The following is a 16,926-nucleotide window of genomic DNA, read 5'->3' as shown; positions in this document are numbered from 1 at the left end:
AAAGCAACTGGCTTGCCCGTCGTCGAATTTTCGGCCATAATCTGCGTCTTCGCCGCGCGCCAGCTTCTGACGCGTGCGCTGCAAGACCTGCCCAGGTGGTGAAATTGGTAGACGCAGGGGACTCAAAATCCCCCGCCGCAAGGCGTGCCGGTTCGATTCCGGCCCTGGGCACCAACGAATTCGAAAGACCGCTGTTTCCGTATTCCTCGAACCCCGCTAGCGCATGCTGCTCGCGGGGTTTGTCGTTTCTGGGCCGCCTGAAAACCTCAGCGGACTCAAACGGCGTGAGTGCGAACATCGATCCCCACGCCATTCGAAACACCTTATCGCCCCACCACCTGCGCCCCGCTGTGCACAGCCGCGCGCCGGCGCTTGAACACATACCCGCCCCACATCACCACGAGCCACGCCGGCACCAACCACACCGACACCGACAGACCCGGCGTCATCGCCAGAATCACGAGGATCAGCGCCATGAACGCGAGGCAGATCCAGTTGCTGACCGGGAACCAGAACGACTTGAACACGAGCGTCTCGCCGGCCGCGACCATCGCCTTGCGCGACTTCAGATGCGTCAGGCTGATCAGCGCCCAGTTCAGCACCAGCGCCGCCACCACCAGCGCCATCAGCAAGCCGAGCGCTTCGGCCGGAATCAGGTAGTTGACGATCACGCACGTAAACGTGGCGAGCGCCGACAACCCGATCGCCATATACGGCACGCCGCGCCGGTCGACCTTCATCAGCGCGCGCGGCGCATTGCCCTGCTCCGCGAGGCCGTACAGCATGCGGCTATTCGCATATACGCCGCTGTTGTACACCGACAGCGCCGCGGTCAACACCACGACGTTGAGGACGTTCGCGGTCAGCGTCGAACCGATCTGCGAGAAGATCATCACGAACGGACTGCCGCCGGCCGCCACTTCATTCCACGGGTACAACGACAGCAGCACCGCCAGCGAGCAGATGTAGAAAATCAGAATCCGGTAGATCACCTGATTCACGGCCTTCGGAATGCTCTTCTGCGGCTCGTCGGCTTCCGCCGCCGTAATGCCGATCAGTTCCAGCCCGCCGAACGAAAACATGATGACCGCGAGCATCATGAAGAGGCCATGAAATCCATGCGGGAAAAAGCCGCCGTGAGCCCAGAGGTTGGAGATCGAGGCTTGCGGGCCGCCGTGGCCGCTGATCAACAGATAGCCGCCGAACACGATCATGCCGATCACCGCCACGACCTTGATGATCGCGAACCAGAACTCGGTTTCGCCGTAGGCTTTGACGTTGGCGAGATTGATCGCGTTGATCAAGGCGAAACACGCCAGCGCCGACACCCACGTCGGCACGCCGGGCCACCAGTAATGCACATAGGTACCGACGGCGGTCAGCTCGGCCATGCTCACGAGCACGTACAGCACCCAGTAGTTCCAGCCGGACAGAAAGCCGGGAAAGTCGCCCCAATATTTGTACGCGAAGTGGCTGAATGAACCGGCCACCGGCTCCTGTGCCACCATTTCGCCCAGCTGCCGCATGATCATGAAGGCGATGATGCCGCCGATCGCGTAGCCGAGAATCATCGACGGCCCGGCTGCCTGCAACACGCTGGCGGAGCCGAGAAACAGGCCGGTGCCGATCGCGCCGCCCAGCGCGATGAGCTGGATATGGCGATTCTTGAGCCCGCGCTTCAGGCCGTCTTGCTGCTGTGCACTATTCGACATTGCGCCCCAGTGTATGGATATCGATCACCCGATCGGACTTGTGGTCCGGCCCGGCATAACCTGAAATTTTACCGTGGCCGATAAAGCCTAAATACTGGGAGCAACCCGCGCTTGGTTCTGCGCCGCACTTAACGGCGAGGATAGTGATTGTCACTGGCGCAGGGCTTCTGTATGTTGCCCTAGTCGAGCTGTCAGCCTTCGGAGATTCAACATGTCGCCCAAACGTCTGCTTTGCGCCGCTGCTGTGTGTCTCTGCTTCATGGAGGCCGCCGCGCTCGCCCAGACCACCGCGCCCGCCGCGACGCCTGCGCCTGCGCCCACCATGGCGCCGAGCGTGGAGCCCGCAGCCGAGCCCGCCGACGAGCCGGGCGCGGAGGCAAGCGCACCCGAAGCGCCGACGCCGGCACCCATGGCGCCGAGCATGACACCCGCCGCCCCGCCCGCCAAAGCCGCTGCCGCGCCGCCGCCCGCGACGCCCGCCGCGCCCATGACCGGCCCCGTGCGCAACGTCGTGCTGGTGCACGGCGCATTTCTCGACGGCTCGAGCTGGAACGGCGTGGTCGCCAAATTGCAGCAGAAGGGCTATCACGTGAGCTCGGTGCAGAATCCGCTCACCTCCCTCGCCGACGATGTCGCCGCGACCCGCCGCGTCCTCGCGCGTCAGAACGGCCCGACCATTCTGGTGGGACATTCGTGGGGCGGCGTCGTGATCACCGAGGCGGGCGCGAACGCACCGAACGTCGCCGGCCTGGTGTATGTCGCGGCGATCGCGCCGGACCTGCATGAGTCGACTATGGATCTGATGAAGCGCGCAGCGCCGGCGCCCGTCGGCGCCGGCATCATGAAAGATTCGAGCGGCTTCCTGTGGCTCGATCGCACGAAATACCACGCCGATTTCGCTGCGGATGTCCCCGAAAATCTGACGCGCGTGCTGGCCACCGCGCAGGTGCCGATCGCCGCGAGCGCGTTCAATGAAACGGTCAGCCAGGTCGCGTGGAAGGAAAAACCGTCGTGGTATGTGCTCACGACTCGCGACCGTGCGGTGTCGCCGGGCGTGGAAAAATTCATGGCCGACCGGATGGGCGCCAAGATCGTGCCGATGGCGTCGAGCCACCTGGCACCCGTGTCGCACGCGGGCGCGATTGCCGACGTGATCGATCGCGCGGCGCGCGAATTGAGCCGGCAGCAGTAGTCCCGTTCAGGCGTATGCGCGAATACCATCGCGCATACGCCGGTCGAAACAAACCAACCCCAACGCGTTTCAGCGCAGATTCGTGGTCGCCAGTTCGACGACCTCGTCACCGCGGCCGTTCAGCACGGCCCGCAGCATATACAGGCTGAAGCCCTTGGCCTGCGCCCACTGGATTTTCGGCGGCATTGCGAGTTCGTGCTTCGCGGTCACCACGTCGATCACCGCCGGGCCCGGATGCGCGAATGCTTCGCGCAATGCCGGCTCGATGTTCTCGGACAGCTCGATTCGGACACCGTAGATTCCCGCGCCGCGCGCGATCGCCGAGAAGTCGGTCGTGGCCAGATCGGTGCCGGCCTCGAGATAGCCGCCCGCCTTCATCTCCATCGCGACGAAGCCGAGCGTGCTGTTGTTGAACACCACGACCTTGATCGGCAGATTGAGCTGACGCGCGGTGAGCAGATCGCCGAGCAGCATCGACAGGCCGCCGTCGCCCGATAGCGAAATCACCTGGCGGCCCGGCTCGGCTGCCTGCGCGCCCAGGGCCTGCGGCATCGCATTGGCCATCGAGCCGTGATTGAACGAGCCGTGCAGCGTGCGCTTGCCGTTCATGGTCAGATAACGCGCGGCCCAGAGCGTCGGCGTGCCGACGTCGACGGAGAACACCGCGTCTTCGTTGGCGACCTTGTCGACGATGCTGGTGAGGTATTGCGGATGAATGGCGCGCCCCGGATCGGACGGCCGCGCGAGGTCGTCGAGGTCCTTGCGCGCGCTCGCGTAGTGCTTGCGCGCATTCTCGAGGAAGCGCCGGTCGGTCTTGCGCTTGAGCTTCGGCATCAGCGCCTGCAAGGTCGCCTTCACATCGCCGACCAGACCGAGCTTCAACGGCGCGCGCTTGCCCAGCGCGGAGCCGCGCCGGTCGATTTGCACCACGTTGCCATGCGACGGATAGAAGTTGCGATACGGGAAATCGGTGCCGAGCATCACGAGCGTGTCGCACGACATCATCGCGTGGTAGCCGGAGCTGAAGCCGATCAGCCCGGTCATGCCGACATCGAACGGGTTGTCCCACTCCACGTATTGCTTGCCGCGCAACGCATGCACGGTCGGCGCGCCGAGCTGATCGGCGAAGGCGACCACTTCATCGTGCGCGCCGGCGCAGCCGCTGCCGCACAGCAGCGTCACGCCGCCCGCCTGGTTGAGCAGATCGGCGAGCCGGTCGAGATCCGCCTCGGACGGCACCACCGTCGAGCGTTCCAAGGTGCCGGCCCACGCCGGCGTTTCCTCAGGCGCTTCGCCCAGCGCGACATCGCCCGGCAGCACGATCACGGCAACGCCGCGTTCTTCGATCGCGGTGCGCATGGCGCGCGCCAGCACGCGCGGAAACTGCGACGGGTTCGTCACCAGTTCGACGTAGTGACTGCACTCCTTGAACAGCTCTTGCGGATGGGTTTCCTGAAAGTAGCCGAGCCCGATTTCCGACGACGGAATGTGCGCGGCAATCGCGAGCACGGGCTGATGATTGCGATGGCAGTCGTACAGGCCGTTGATCAAGTGCAGATTGCCGGGACCGCAACTGCCCGCGCAAACGGCGAGCTTGCCGGTCGCGGCGGCATCGGCGCCGGCGGCGAAGGCGGCCACTTCTTCGTGGCGCGTGTGCATCCAGCGAATCGAACCGAGGCGCTGCAAGCTATCCGACAGGCCGTTCAGGCTGTCGCCCGTGACGCCCCAGATTCGCTCGATGTCTGCCGCCGCCAGTGTTTTGGCCAGATAATCCGCGATAGTCTGCTTACCCATGCTGTACTCCGCTCAGTGAGAAAGACGCTGCCTCCGGAATGCAGGAGAGTAACGCTTCCTCACGAAACGTGCCGTCACGGTGCCGCTGTAAGCGTGGTGAAATGGCCGCGTCCGGGAGGACAGCCAGTTGTCGCGATCAGCGCAACATGAACGACATCGCCGACAGGCAATTCAACATACGCACCGCATGCTCCGCCGACGCCGCGCCAAAGCGCAGCGTGACCGCATCGACGCGCGTAAGCGTCGGCCATTGGCAGAACAGATCGGCGAGCGCGCTGGTTTGCACGCGCAGTTCGCATTCCACGGGCTTCGCTTCGGCGCGTGTGGATTCTCGTGCGCGTCCTTTGGCGAGATGCTGCTGGACCACTTCACGCGCGGCGGCTTCGATAGCGGCGCGCGCGCTTGCCGGCGATTGCGTGACGCCGCTCGCGTGCCCCGTCGCGCTCTTGGTGACGACAAACCGCGCGCCAGGAAAACGCGGTGCGGTTTCTTCGGCGAAGACGTCATCGCCGGATAAAAGCGCGACCTGTGCGCCATATTCTTCCGCCAGCGCGCCATAGACGCCCGCCTCGCCGACCTCGACACCGTTCAGCGAAACGCGAGCGAAGGCAAAGCTGTTGATGGTGTGCGCGAGGATGCCGCGCGTTTGCGACATCGCGTGATAGCCGATCATGAAGACCAGCGCCGCGCCGTATTCGAGCCCGGCCATCATGCCGAGCGTGCGCGGCTTGCCGAGCACCACCTGGGCGCGCGCGTCGAGCAGGTCGGGCAGCAGATTGCGAAAGCCGCCGTGAGAGTCGTTGACCCACACGTGCGTCGCGCCGCCGGCGAATGCGCCTTCGATTGCGGCGTTGGCTTCGAGCGTCATCCAGCGGCGTGCGGCTTCGTATTCGCCGTTGCCCGCGCGCGTTTGTTCAGGATGAAACACACCGGCGATGCCTTCGATGTCGGTGGAAATGAGGACTTTCATCAGGGAGTGGGCTTGAGTAGTTGGGCGAGATCGGGGACTGAGTCACGCAGTGATAGCCGCCGGTGGCCGTCGCGCCCGGTGACGGACGCAGCGCTCCACAACGCATCGAGAATCGCCTGCTCCACGCTGTCCGCGCACGCGCGAAAGAGCGGGTCCAGACGCTCGTCGGCGAGCAATGGCGGGAGCGTGATGAAGTCGGCACCGTGCGGCACGGTATAGGCCGTCGAAAACGCGAGTGCGATATCGCCGCTGCCGTGGCCGTACACCGAGCCGGTGCGCGCAAGACCCGCTGCCGCACGCAATGAGAGACGCTTGAGCTGGCGCGCGTCGAGCGGCGCGTCGGTGGCGACGATCATGATGATCGAGCCTTGCTCCGGCTTCGTTGCCGCCGCCGCCGTCGCCGCTTTGGCCGCGCGTGCGGCCAGCACACGGCCGAGCGGCGTGCCGTCGACGGTCAGCATCGGCAGGCGGCCGAAGTTCGCCAGCACGAGTGCGCCGACGGTATAGCAACGGCTCGCTATGCTCACCACACGTGACGCATTGCCGATGCCGCCCTTCAGATCGAAGCACGACATGCCTCGGCCCGCACCGACCGATCCACTCACGACATCCGCGCTGGCCGCTGCATACGCATCGTCGAAATGCTGCGCGGTGACGGCGAGCGCCTGGATATCGTTCAGATACCCGTCATTGCATTCGAACACCAAGGGATTGACCGTCGACCACTCGCGCCCGATCTGCGGATTCGCGCGAATGGCCGCGCGAATCTGCGCCTGCGCGACAGCGGCAACGCCGAATGTGTTGGTCAACGCGATTGGCGTTTCCAGCGTGCCGAGTTCGTCAACTTGCACGAGCCCAATGCTTTTGCCGAACCCGTTGATCACCGACGACGCCGCCGGCACCTTGTCGAGAAACGAATCGCCGTCGTGTGGACGAATCACGGTCACGCCGGTTTGCACGGCACCCTGATCGAGCGTGTAGTGACCAACCGTCACGCTCTGTACATCAGCGATCGTACCGAGCGGACCGCTTGGCAATCCGCCGATATGCGGCGCGTCCTGAACCCGAGTCGAATTCATGGCCGGTCGAGCTTCGGATCGAGCGCATCGCGCAAACCGTCGCCGAGCAGGTTGAACGCCAGCACGGTCAGGAAAATCGCCAGACTCGGAAACAGCGCGATATGCGGCGCGGTGACCATGTCGGCGCGCGCTTCGTTGAGCATCGCGCCCCACTCCGGCGTCGGCGGCTGCGCGCCGAGCCCGAGAAACGACAAACTTGCGGCGGTGATGATCGAAGTGCCGATACGCATCGTGAAGTACACCACCACCGAGGAAATCGTCCCCGGCAAAATGTGCCGCACGATGATCGTCCAATCCGACGCGCCGATGCTGCGCGCCGCCTCGATATACGTGAGCTGCTTGAGCATCAGGGTATTGCCGCGCACGAGCCGCGCGAACGCCGGAATGCTGAAGATCGCGACCGCGCAGATCACGTTGATCATGCCGTTGCCGAGAATCGCCACCACGCCGATGGCCAGCAGAATGCCGGGAAAGGCGAACAGCACATCGGCGACGCGCATCGTGATGCGATCCCACCAGCCTTCGTAGTAGCCGGCCAGCAGGCCGAAGAACGTGCCGATCACCGCGCCGATCGCAACGGACAGAAAGCCCGCTTCGAGCGAAATGCGCGAACCCGCCAGAATGCGGCTGAAAATATCGCGGCCCAGCGAATCCACGCCGAACCAGTGCGCGGCGGACGGCCCCGCATTCAACGCGTCGTAGTCGAAAAAATTCTCCGGATCGTACGGCACGATATGCGGCGCAATGATCGCGACCGTAATCAACAGCAGCACGAAGATGCCGGCGCCGAGCGCCACGTGCTGCTTACGGAATTTGCGCCAGAACTCGCTCCACGGCGTGCGGATCGCGCGTTCTGCTTTGGCGGCTTGCGCCGCGGTCGGCTCGGTGGCGGTCGTGCTCATGCGGGCCTCACTTGAAACGGATGGTCGGGTTGATCACGGCGTACAGCACGTCCACGACCAGATTGATGATGATGAATTCCAGCGAGAACAACAGCACTTCAGCCTGAATCACCGGATAGTCGCGCATCGATACCGCGTCCACCAGCAGGCGCCCGAGGCCCGGCCAGTTGAACACCACTTCGACCACGATCGAGCCGCCCAGCAGAAAGCCGAATTGCAGCCCCATCATCGTGATCACGGGAATCATCGCGTTGCGCAGGCAGTGTTTGACGATCACGAGACGTTCGGGCACGCCCTTGGCGCGCGCGGTGCGCACGAAATCTTCGTTCATCACTTCGACGAACGACGCGCGGGTGAAGCGTGCCATCACCGCCGCGACGGCCGCGCCGAGCGTGAGCGAGGGCAGCACGTAGCTCTGCCACGAACCATCGCCGACGATAGGCAGCCAGCCGAGCTTCACCGAAAAAATCTCCATCAGCAGCATGCCGAGCGCGAATGCGGGAAATGAAATGCCCGACACCGCGAGCGTCATGCCGAGCCGGTCGGGCCAGCGGTTGCGCCACACGGCCGAGACGATGCCGATGCCCATGCCCAGCACGACCGCCCACACCATGCTGGCGAGCGTGAGCAGCAGCGTGGGCATGAAGCGCTCGCCGATTTCCTGGCTGACCGGACGCTTGCTGCGCGTCGAGATGCCGAAGTCGCCGTGCGCGATCTTCACGAAGAAGCTGGCGAATTGCTGCGGCATCGGCTTGTTCAGGCCGAGGTCGGCACGCACCAGCGCGACGGTCGCCTCGTCCGCATCCGGACCGGCGGCGAGCCGCGCCGGATCGCCCGGCAACAGATGCACGAACAGGAACACCAGCACGGCGACGATGAAGAGCGTCGGCAGCAGGCCAAAGAGACGTTTGACGAGGAAGTTCAGCATGACATCCAATCCGGCAATGATGCGGGCAACGAAAGATCTTGTGCGGCGCGTAATGGCGCAAAGCAGCGCCCGTGCGGCACGGCGTGCCAATGAAACGACACGCCGGCGCGCACGGTCAGCTCATTACTTGATCGCGATCTCGTCGAAATTGAACGAACCGTCCGGCGCCACATAGGCACCCGACAGACGCTTGCTGCGCGCGTACACGACCTTCTCCTTGACGAGGAAGATCCACGGCGCGTCGGCCCAGATGCGCTTTTGCGCGTCGGTGTAGAGCTCGGCCTTCTTCGTGCGGTCGGTGGTTTCGAGTGCCTGCTTCAGATCGCTGTCGACGGTGTCGTTCTTGTAGTACGCCGTATTGACCATCTTCGGCGGGAACGAGACCGACGCGAGCAGCGGCGTGATCGCCCAATCCGCTTCGCCCGTCGACGACGACCAGCCCGCGTAGTACATGCGCACCGGTGCCGTTGAGGCGTCCTGCGCGCTTTCCACCTTGGCGACGCGCTGACCCGCCTCGAGCGCTTCGACCTGCGCCTTGATGCCCACTTGCGCGAGCTGCTGCTGCACGAACTGAATCACCTTCTGCGCGGTCGAGTAGTTATACGCGGACCACAGCGTGGTTTCGAAACCGTTCGGATAGCCCGCTTCCTTCAGCAAGGCGCGCGCCTTCGCCGGATCGTACGGCCACGGGCCCTGCTTCACCGCGTAGTCGACGCCTTGCGGCACCACGCCGTCGGCCGGCGTCGCATAGCCGGCGAACACGACCTTGGTGAGCGCGTCCTTGTTGACCGCATAGTTCAGCGCTTCACGCACCTTCGGATTGTCGAACGGCTTCTGGTTCACGTTCAGGCTGATGTAGCGCTGAATGATCGACGGCGACGCGATCAGATCGACCTTCGGGCTCGACTGCAATTGCGCGGCCTGTTCGAACGGCACCTGGAACGCGAAATCTGCTTCGCCGGTGCGCATCAACGCAGCGCGCGTGTTGTTGTCGACCACCGGCTTCCAGTCGATCGCGTCGACCTTCGGGTAGCCCTTCTTCCAGTAGCCCGCGAACTTCTTCACCGTCAAATCGCCCGCCGGATCCCACTTCACCAGTTCGAACGGACCCGTGCCGACCGGATGGAACGCGATGTCCTTGCCGTACTTCTTCAGCGCGTCCGGCGAAATCATCACCGCCGACGGATGCGCCAACACGTTGACGAACGCCGAGAACGGCGCCTTCAGCGTGATCTTCACCGTGTACGGATCGACCACTTCGGTCTTCTCGATGCGGTTGAACATGTTGTAGCGCTTGAGCTTGTTCGCCGGATCGGTGACGCGGTCGAAGTTCGCTTTCACCGCGGCGGCGTTGAAGTCGGTGCCGTCCTGGAACTTCACGCCGTGGCGCAGCTTGAACGTGTAGACCTTCGCATCCGGGCTGGCTTCGTAGCTATCGGCCAGCACGTTGACCAGCTTCATGTCCTTGTCGAACCCGAACAGCCCTTGATAGAACGACTTGGCGACGGCTTGCGAGAGCGTGTCGTTGGCATCGTACGGATCGAGCGTCGTGAAGGTCGAGGCGACGGCCATCACGGCCGTGGTGTCGGCATGCGCCGCATTGCCCGCGAGCATCGCGAACACCACCGCGCCGCCGCTGATCAGCGCGCGCAAACGAAACGGAGAAGACGGGACCAGCAGGTTCATGAGGTTGGCTCCAGGCTGCGAAATGAAAACAGGTTGTGATGCTGCGAGAAGAAGCGTGTTGCTTTAGGTTTTAGTACGCGCCGCCCACACGATGCTGGGCGACGAAATGATCCGGTCCGACCGCAACGAGCGGCGCCACGACGGGTTCATCGTGTAGTGCACGGATCGGGCTCGGAATCTCATCGGCGGCGAGCATGCGTTTCGCGTGACGGCGCGCCGGATCGGCGACCGGCACCGCGCCCATCAGCTTGCGTGTGTAGGGATGCTGCGGCGCTTCGAACACCGCGCGGCGCGGGCCGATTTCGACGATCTGGCCGAGGTACATCACCGCGACCCGATGACTGACGCGTTCGACCACCGCCATATCGTGCGAAATGAACAGATACGCGACGCCGAGTTCACGCTGCAAATCGAGCATCAGATTGACGATCTGCGCTTGCACGGAGACGTCGAGTGCGGACACGGATTCGTCGGCGATCACGACTTTGGGGTTCAACGCCAGTGCCCGCGCAATCGCGATGCGTTGCCGTTGACCGCCGGAGAATTCGTGCGGATAGCGTCGCGCGGCTTCGGGCGGCAGGCCGACTTTTTCGAGCAGCCACGCCACGCGCGCCTGCGCTTGCGCACCCTGCGCGACGCCGTGCACGAGCAGCGGCTCCATGATCGAGAAGCCGACGGTCAAGCGCGGATTCAGCGAGGCGAACGGGTCCTGGAAAATAAACTGGATATCGCGGCGCAGCGCCTGCAACGCGGGGCCGGTCAGCGAACTGATTTCCTTGCCGTTGAATTCGATCGACCCGCTTTGACTTTCGACGAGACGCAGCAGCGAGCGGCCCGTGGTCGATTTGCCGCAACCCGACTCGCCGACCAGCGCGAGCGTTTCGCCGGGCCGCAAATCGAAGCTGACTTTTTCCACCGCGTGCACGCGGCCCGTCAGGCGGCCGAACAATCCGCTCTTGACCGGAAAGCGCGTGACCAGATCGCGAACCCGCAGAATCGGCGGCGTGGTTTCTTGCACTAGCGGCTGCGTTTCCGCGGCGACGGCGGCAGCGGGACGCACGGCCTGATCGGTGCCGCTCAGGCTCGCCTGCTCGACGGTCAGGATCGGAAACTTGGCCGGCTGATCCGTGCCTTGCATCGCACCGAGACGCGGCACCGCGGCGAGCAACGCCTTCGTATAAGGATGCGACGGCGCGGCGAACAACGCGTCGGACGCGCCCTCTTCCACCTTCTCGCGGCGATACATCACGAGCACGCGATCGGCCACTTCGGCGACTACGCCCATGTCGTGCGTGATGAAGATCACGCCCATGTTCATCTCATCCTGCAAGCCGCGAATCAATTGCAGGATCTGCGCCTGGATCGTCACGTCGAGCGCGGTGGTCGGTTCGTCGGCGATCAGCAGCGCCGGCTTGCACGACAGCGCCATCGCGATCATCACGCGCTGGCGCATGCCGCCCGACAGTTGATGCGGAAAACGCGCCGCCACGCGCCGCGCTTCCGGAATTCGCACGAGTTCGAGCAGGCGCAGCGTCTCGGCGTGCGCGGCGGAGCGGCTCTTGCCCTGATGCAAGGCGATCGCCTCGCTGATCTGATCGCCCACCGTGAAGACCGGATTGAGTGAGGTCATCGGCTCCTGAAAGATCATCGCGATGTCGGCGCCGCGAATCGAACGCATCGTGCCGGACGACGCTTTCGCGAGGTCGAGCACGCTGCCGTCGCGGCGCCGGAAAGCGATGCTGCCGCCGGCAAGGCGCCCACCGCCATGCTCGATCAGCCGCATCAACGCGAGTGAAGTGACCGATTTGCCCGAACCCGATTCGCCGACGATCGCCAGCGTCTCGCCGCGCTCGACTGTCAGCGAGAGATTGCGCACCGCGTTGAAGGTGGTGTCGCCGCTGCGGAATGCGACCGACAGATCGTCGACCGCGAGCACGCGTTGCGGCGGCAAGGTTTCGATAAACGGACGGGCGGTGTGCGATGAGGTCGGCACGGTGGTTCCTTTGAATTCGAACGCGGCTAACGGGGGTTCATGCTGTAAGCGGCCAGACTGACTAGCGGTAAATCGCCGTCACCGGCGCTTCGCCGAGCCGCGCAAAACCGCGATACATGCCTTCGGTATTGAACGGCAGCGTGACATTGCCGCGCGCATCGACAGCAATCAGGCCGCCGCGTCCGTCGATCTTCGGCAGGCGGTTCATCACCACGTCGTCGGCTGCTTCCTGCAGCGACACGTTGCGGTAAGCCATTTGCGCGGCGACGTCGTAGGCCGCGACCATGCGCATGAACATTTCACCCGAGCCGGTGGTCGAGACCGCGCAGGTCGCGTCGTCCGCATAGCAGCCCGCGCCGATTAGGGGCGTATCGCCGACCCGGCCGGCCTGCTTGTTGGTGACGCCGCCCGTCGATGTCGCTGCCGCCACGTGTCCATGCTGATCGAGTGCGACGGCGCCGACGGTGCCGAACTTGCGGTTCGGATCGATCGGTTCGTGCGGCGTCGGGTCGTCACTGGGAGACGGCGCGGCGGCGAGCGTGGCGCCGTCGTGATCGAGCATGGCGCGCTGTTGCCCGCGCGCGATCAGCCATTGGCGATGGCGCGCTTCAGTATGGAAATACTCGGGCTCGGCGAATTCGAGTCCTTGCGCGGCGGCGAACGCTTCCGCGCCTTCGCCGGTGAACAGCACATGCTCGCTGCGTTCGAGCACGCGGCGCGCCGCCAGAATCGGATTGCGCACGCGCTTCACGCAGCAGATCGCGCCGGCGTCGAGCGTGCTGCCGTCCATGATCGCCGCGTCGAGTTCGTGCGTGCCGGCCGCGGTGTAGACCGCGCCGCGGCCCGCGTTGAAGAGCGGGCAGTCTTCGAGCAGGCGTACGGCTTCGCTGACGGCGTCGAGCGCGCTGCCGCCGTCGGCGAGCACGCGCTGGCCGGCGCTCAGCACCGCGTGCAACGCGGCGTGGTAGTCGGCTTCGGCGCTGGCCGACATCGACGAGCGCAGGATCGTCCCTGCCCCGCCATGAATGGCAATGACTGCGTTGGAGTTCATCGTTTGGCTTTCGTAGTGCGAGGAGTGCGGGAAGTTCGGGTGGTTCGGGTCGCGCCGCGCGCGGGCCGCGCGCTCGTGCCGGCAGCCTCGGCTTGCGGGTCGACGAGCCACGGCAGCAGGAATTCGCTGACTTCGGCGGCGGCCTTCACCGAGCGTTTGGCCCGATACGCCACCGCGTCGCACAGCGCCTCGATCACGGCGAGCACGGCCGAATCGGCATTCGCCGCGAGCCGCCGGTCGGCGCGGACGTAGAGCGAGATGTCGGCGAACTGCGCGAGCGGCGAACGCGGACTGTCGGTAAGCGCGAGCACGCGAGCGCCACGGCCCGCCGCGCGATGCGCGAGCTCGATCGTGTCTTCGACGTAACGCGGAAAAGCGATACCGATGACGAGGTCGCCCTCGTTGGAAGCAAACAGACGCCGCGCGGCGTGCGACGGTCCGCCCATTAGCGCGAGCGACTGCACGTTGTCGTGATACGGCATCAGGCCGTGTTCCATCAGACCCGCGAGAAACGCGCTGGCGCCGAAGCCGAGCACGAACACGCGGCGCGCGGCGATGATCGCTTCGACGGCGGCTTCGGCCGCGGCGCTGTCGATCGCCGTGCGGGTGGCGTGCAGATTGTTGGCGGCCTGTTCGAGCGAGGCGTCGACCACATCGTCGCCGGCTGCGAGCGACTCCTGCGCACTGCGCAAGCGCTCGACCGGTGCGAGCGTCGCCTCGAAGCCGCGAACCAGCGCCTCACGAAACTGCGGATAGCCGTCGAAACCGAGCGCGCGGGCGAAGCGATTCGCCGTCGCCACCGACGCACCGACCACGCTGGCCAGCTCGTCGATCCGCATGGTCGCCGCGCGAAACAGATTGGCCAGCACGTAGTCGCCCATGCGCCGATGAATCGGCGTGAGGGTCGGCATGGCCGCGGCGATACGCGCGGCGATGGCCTGCTCGGCGGAATCGGAAGCAACGGACGGTTGATGGATCATGCGAGCGAGGGCGCGGTGCCTGGGGCGTAATGAAAATGAATGAAAGTATATTTACACGGAAATCTCGTAGAAAAAAATTCATTTTCATTTTCGAGGGTTTTCACCGACGACCCGCGTACAAACTACGCATCCCAATCGCTACCGGCGCGGCTTCGTGAAAATCTGTTTTCAGCAAGCCGCGGCGCTTTGCTCCGGAATGCGCGCAAGCCGCGCCGCCGGCGACATGACGATGATCAGCGCCTGCACGAGGAAGGCGGCCGCAGCAGCGACCAGACACGCGTCCATGCCCCAGCGCGCGCTGATTGCGGCACCGAGCAATGCACCGAGCGGCCGCGCACCGTAGGTGGCGGTGCTGTTGAGCGCGGAGACGCGCCCCATCATCCGTTCGGGCGTGATGGCCTGGCGTAGCGTGGTCGAGCCGACCACCCACAAAATCGGTCCGGCGCCGAGCAGGAAGAAGCTCAGCATCGCCAGCCAGAACGACGGCGCAACGAGTGTCGCCACCATCACGAGCGACGCGAGCAGTCCGCACGACGGCCCGATGATCAGCACACGGCCGAATGCGAGACGTCGCGCGATGGCGGACGCGGCGAGCGCGCCGCACACCATGCCGACACCGTAGGCGCCGAGCGTCACGCCGACCGCCGACGCGCTCAGACCCAGCCGATGCACCGCGTACGGTACATATACCGCTTGCAGCACGAAGAAGCCGAGGTTGAAGAACACCGCGGTCGCGAGCATCGGACGCAGCAGCGCGTCGCGCAGCACGAAACGCGTACCGTCGCGCAGTTCCAGCATGAAGTGACGCTGCGGTGCGGCCGCGCGCGGCGGCTCGCGCAAGCCCGCCAGCAACGCGACGGCCAACCCCGACAGCGCGGCCGCGCAGCCATACGCCCAACCCGCGCCGATCCAGCCGACCAGCAGTCCGCCGAGCGCCGGCCCCGCGGAATACGCCACGCTGCGCGCAAGTTCCAGCCGGCCGTTCGCGCTGGCGTAGGCTTCGCGCGGCACGAGCGCGGGCACCAGAGAAGGCGCCGCGACGTTGTAAGCCACCGTGCCGGTCGCGGCGATGAAGCCGAGCGCGGCGAGCAGCGGCAAGCTCAACGCATGGGTCATCACGAGCAACAGCACACCTAGCATGGCGATCACGCGCACGCTTTCAGCGAGCGTCATCAACGTGCGGCGCGAGCGACGGTCGGCCCAGACGCCGAGCGGTATCGACAGCAACAGGAACGGCAGGGTCTGCGCGGTTTGCAGCAGACCCGTGTCGCGCGCGTCGGCGCCGAGTGCGAAGACCGCGACGAGCGGCGCCGCGGCGAGGCTGATCTGCTCGGCGGATTGCGCGACCAGGTTCGACCACGCGAGTCGCTGAAAGGCGGCCGGCAGTCGGCGTACGGATAACGCGGAGGATGGGACGTGCATCGATGAACTCCTGCGACGGGACATGGAAGCGTTCATCGTGGTCCGACTCGCGCCGTGGGGCGCTCCGCTTCTTGCGGTGTTATTCTTCGCTCGCCATGAATCTCGAAAGCATTCTCTTCCGTCAGGGTTTCGGCTCGCGCCGCCAATGCCGCGCGCTGATCGCCGACGCGCGCGTGAGCATCGGCGGCGCTGTCTGCACCGATGCCGATGCCGATTTCCCCACCGGCGACACCACCTTCTCCTTCAGCGTGGACGGCGTCGTCTGGCCGTATCGCGAGCAGGCCTATCTGCTGCTGAACAAGCCGGCGGGCTACGAGTGTTCGCGCGATCCGCAGCATCATCTGAGCGTGTTCAGTCTGTTGCCGCCGCAGTTCGCCGAGCGCGGCGTGCAATGCGTGGGCCGGCTCGATCAGGACACGACCGGCCTGCTGCTGCTCTCCGACGACGGCAAGTTCGTGCACCTGTTCACGTCGCCGAAACGCAAAGTGCCGAAGGTGTATGTCGCGACCACGCGTCATCCGATCGACGACGCGCAATTGAGCGCGCTGCGCGACGGCGTGCTGCTGCACGGCGAGCCCAAACCGATCGCGGCAGTCGACGCAGAGGCGCGCGGCGATCACGCGCTCGCGCTCACCGTGATGGAAGGCAAGTATCACCAGGTCAAGCGGATGATCGCCGCAGCCGGCAACCGCTGCGAGGCGCTGCATCGCGAGCGGATCGGCGGACTTGCTTTGCCCGAAACGCTTGCGCCAGGCGCGTGGCAATGGCTCGATGAAACCGACCTCGGATCTCTACGGAGCGGGTAAACCGGTAGCGCCCCTTTAAGCTCTTGATGCAGCAGGAAATCGCATGCGCGGCTGCGCACATAGCGCGCGCGGCGCCTGCTCGCGCGCTGCGTCGCAGCATGATCTTCCTTACACCTCGCCCTATACTCGTTTAAACAATGACTACAAAGGGTTCAGGGAGGGGCGCCATGATCATCCAAAACGGTTTCCAGATTCCGGCGGTGATGATTGCTTTTCTGTGCCTTGGACTGGTCGTGATCGGCGGCTTGCTGGTCATGATGCGGCTGCGGCACAAATATCATCCGAACCTGATCGGCGCATTGATCGGCGCGATGCTGTGTTTCCTGCTGCTGGAAGCATTGCCCGCGCTGACGTAGGCCTCGCGACGCCGCGCCGCGCTGATGCGGTTGAGCGCGGCGCGGATCGGATTCT

Annotated in this window: 14 protein-coding genes and 1 tRNA gene; 4 read left to right on the top strand and 11 right to left on the bottom strand. The window is 65.0% G+C overall.

The genetic code is table 11. From position 1 onward, the window contains the following. Positions 1–89 precede the first annotated feature (89 nt). A tRNA-Leu gene (locus B0G74_RS01875) sits at positions 90–174 on the top strand. A gap of 149 nt (positions 175–323) precedes the next feature. Here B0G74_RS01875 and B0G74_RS01870 read toward each other — a convergent pair. Next, complete coding sequence (locus B0G74_RS01870) at positions 324–1,712, bottom strand: amino acid permease (RefSeq protein ID WP_132373417.1); 1,389 nt, start codon at positions 1,710–1,712, stop codon at positions 324–326. A gap of 211 nt (positions 1,713–1,923) precedes the next feature. On the opposite strand from B0G74_RS01870, the gene B0G74_RS01865 reads away from it, so the two are divergent. Then, positions 1,924–2,904: an alpha/beta hydrolase gene (locus B0G74_RS01865; RefSeq protein WP_132373416.1), complete on the top strand. Its 981-nt coding sequence runs from the start codon at positions 1,924–1,926 to the stop codon at positions 2,902–2,904. Between the two features lie 69 nt (positions 2,905–2,973). On the opposite strand, the gene poxB is transcribed toward B0G74_RS01865, so the two are convergent. The 10 genes from poxB to B0G74_RS01815 form a co-directional block, all read right to left on the bottom strand. Next, a complete protein-coding gene (gene poxB, locus B0G74_RS01860) occupies positions 2,974–4,698 on the bottom strand; it encodes a ubiquinone-dependent pyruvate dehydrogenase (protein WP_132373415.1) in 1,725 nt (574 codons plus the stop codon). Positions 4,699–4,834: 136 nt separating this feature from the next. Further along, a complete protein-coding gene (locus B0G74_RS01855) occupies positions 4,835–5,668 on the bottom strand; it encodes a M55 family metallopeptidase (RefSeq protein WP_132373414.1) in 834 nt (277 codons plus the stop codon). Continuing rightward, the gene (locus tag B0G74_RS01850; protein ID WP_132373413.1) at positions 5,668–6,747 is read right to left on the bottom strand and encodes a P1 family peptidase; all 1,080 of its coding nucleotides are present in this window, start codon (positions 6,745–6,747) and stop codon (positions 5,668–5,670) included. The genes B0G74_RS01855 and B0G74_RS01850 overlap by 1 nt, the downstream gene beginning before the upstream one ends. Then, on the bottom strand, positions 6,744–7,649 hold the full coding sequence (gene gsiD / locus B0G74_RS01845; protein ID WP_132373412.1) for a glutathione ABC transporter permease GsiD: 906 nt from the start codon (positions 7,647–7,649) through the stop codon (positions 6,744–6,746). The genes B0G74_RS01850 and gsiD overlap by 4 nt, the downstream gene beginning before the upstream one ends. Before the next feature lie 7 nt (positions 7,650–7,656). Beyond that, a complete protein-coding gene (gene gsiC / locus B0G74_RS01840; protein WP_132373411.1) occupies positions 7,657–8,577 on the bottom strand; it encodes a glutathione ABC transporter permease GsiC in 921 nt (306 codons plus the stop codon). Between the two features lie 123 nt (positions 8,578–8,700). Next, complete coding sequence (gene gsiB, locus B0G74_RS01835; RefSeq protein WP_132373410.1) at positions 8,701–10,263, bottom strand: glutathione ABC transporter substrate-binding protein GsiB; 1,563 nt, start codon at positions 10,261–10,263, stop codon at positions 8,701–8,703. A 70-nt stretch (positions 10,264–10,333) separates the two neighbouring features. Continuing rightward, positions 10,334–12,256: a dipeptide ABC transporter ATP-binding protein gene (locus tag B0G74_RS01830; protein WP_132373409.1), complete on the bottom strand. Its 1,923-nt coding sequence runs from the start codon at positions 12,254–12,256 to the stop codon at positions 10,334–10,336. A gap of 61 nt (positions 12,257–12,317) precedes the next feature. Beyond that, a complete protein-coding gene (locus B0G74_RS01825; protein ID WP_132373408.1) occupies positions 12,318–13,307 on the bottom strand; it encodes an isoaspartyl peptidase/L-asparaginase in 990 nt (329 codons plus the stop codon). Then, complete coding sequence (locus tag B0G74_RS01820; RefSeq protein WP_132373407.1) at positions 13,304–14,287, bottom strand: MurR/RpiR family transcriptional regulator; 984 nt, start codon at positions 14,285–14,287, stop codon at positions 13,304–13,306. Before B0G74_RS01820 ends, B0G74_RS01825 begins: the two co-directional genes overlap by 4 nt. Positions 14,288–14,455: 168 nt before the next feature. After that, a complete protein-coding gene (locus B0G74_RS01815) occupies positions 14,456–15,709 on the bottom strand; it encodes an MFS transporter (protein WP_132373406.1) in 1,254 nt (417 codons plus the stop codon). Positions 15,710–15,804: 95 nt separating this feature from the next. On the opposite strand from B0G74_RS01815, the gene B0G74_RS01810 reads away from it, so the two are divergent. Beyond that, positions 15,805–16,515, top strand: a complete 711-nt coding sequence (locus B0G74_RS01810; protein ID WP_132373405.1) for a 16S rRNA pseudouridine(516) synthase — start codon at positions 15,805–15,807, stop codon at positions 16,513–16,515. A 167-nt stretch (positions 16,516–16,682) separates the two neighbouring features. Then, the gene (locus B0G74_RS01805) at positions 16,683–16,871 is read left to right on the top strand and encodes a hypothetical protein (RefSeq protein ID WP_132373404.1); all 189 of its coding nucleotides are present in this window, start codon (positions 16,683–16,685) and stop codon (positions 16,869–16,871) included. The last annotated feature ends 55 nt before the right edge of the window (positions 16,872–16,926 follow it).

The sequence above is a fragment of the Paraburkholderia sp. BL9I2N2 genome (assembly GCF_004339745.1).
Taxonomy (GTDB): domain Bacteria; phylum Pseudomonadota; class Gammaproteobacteria; order Burkholderiales; family Burkholderiaceae; genus Paraburkholderia.
The sequence above is the reverse complement of the archived record's forward strand: the minus strand, read 5'-3'. Positions and strand labels throughout refer to the sequence as shown.

Coding starts and splice junctions, on each gene's coding strand:
- gsiC (WP_132373411.1), bottom strand. CDS start 8,577: ATGCTGAACTTCCTCGTCAAACGTCTCTTTGGCCTGCTGCCGACGCTC.
- B0G74_RS01850 (WP_132373413.1), bottom strand. CDS start 6,747: ATGAATTCGACTCGGGTTCAGGACGCGCCGCATATCGGCGGATTGCCA.
- B0G74_RS01855 (WP_132373414.1), bottom strand. CDS start 5,668: ATGAAAGTCCTCATTTCCACCGACATCGAAGGCATCGCCGGTGTGTTT.
- B0G74_RS01825 (WP_132373408.1), bottom strand. CDS start 13,307: ATGAACTCCAACGCAGTCATTGCCATTCATGGCGGGGCAGGGACGATC.
- gsiD (WP_132373412.1), bottom strand. CDS start 7,649: ATGAGCACGACCGCCACCGAGCCGACCGCGGCGCAAGCCGCCAAAGCA.
- poxB (WP_132373415.1), bottom strand. CDS start 4,698: ATGGGTAAGCAGACTATCGCGGATTATCTGGCCAAAACACTGGCGGCG.
- B0G74_RS01820 (WP_132373407.1), bottom strand. CDS start 14,287: ATGATCCATCAACCGTCCGTTGCTTCCGATTCCGCCGAGCAGGCCATC.
- B0G74_RS01810 (WP_132373405.1), top strand. CDS start 15,805: ATGAATCTCGAAAGCATTCTCTTCCGTCAGGGTTTCGGCTCGCGCCGC.
- B0G74_RS01865 (WP_132373416.1), top strand. CDS start 1,924: ATGTCGCCCAAACGTCTGCTTTGCGCCGCTGCTGTGTGTCTCTGCTTC.
- B0G74_RS01815 (WP_132373406.1), bottom strand. CDS start 15,709: ATGCACGTCCCATCCTCCGCGTTATCCGTACGCCGACTGCCGGCCGCC.
- B0G74_RS01870 (WP_132373417.1), bottom strand. CDS start 1,712: ATGTCGAATAGTGCACAGCAGCAAGACGGCCTGAAGCGCGGGCTCAAG.
- gsiB (WP_132373410.1), bottom strand. CDS start 10,263: ATGAACCTGCTGGTCCCGTCTTCTCCGTTTCGTTTGCGCGCGCTGATC.
- B0G74_RS01805 (WP_132373404.1), top strand. CDS start 16,683: ATGATCATCCAAAACGGTTTCCAGATTCCGGCGGTGATGATTGCTTTT.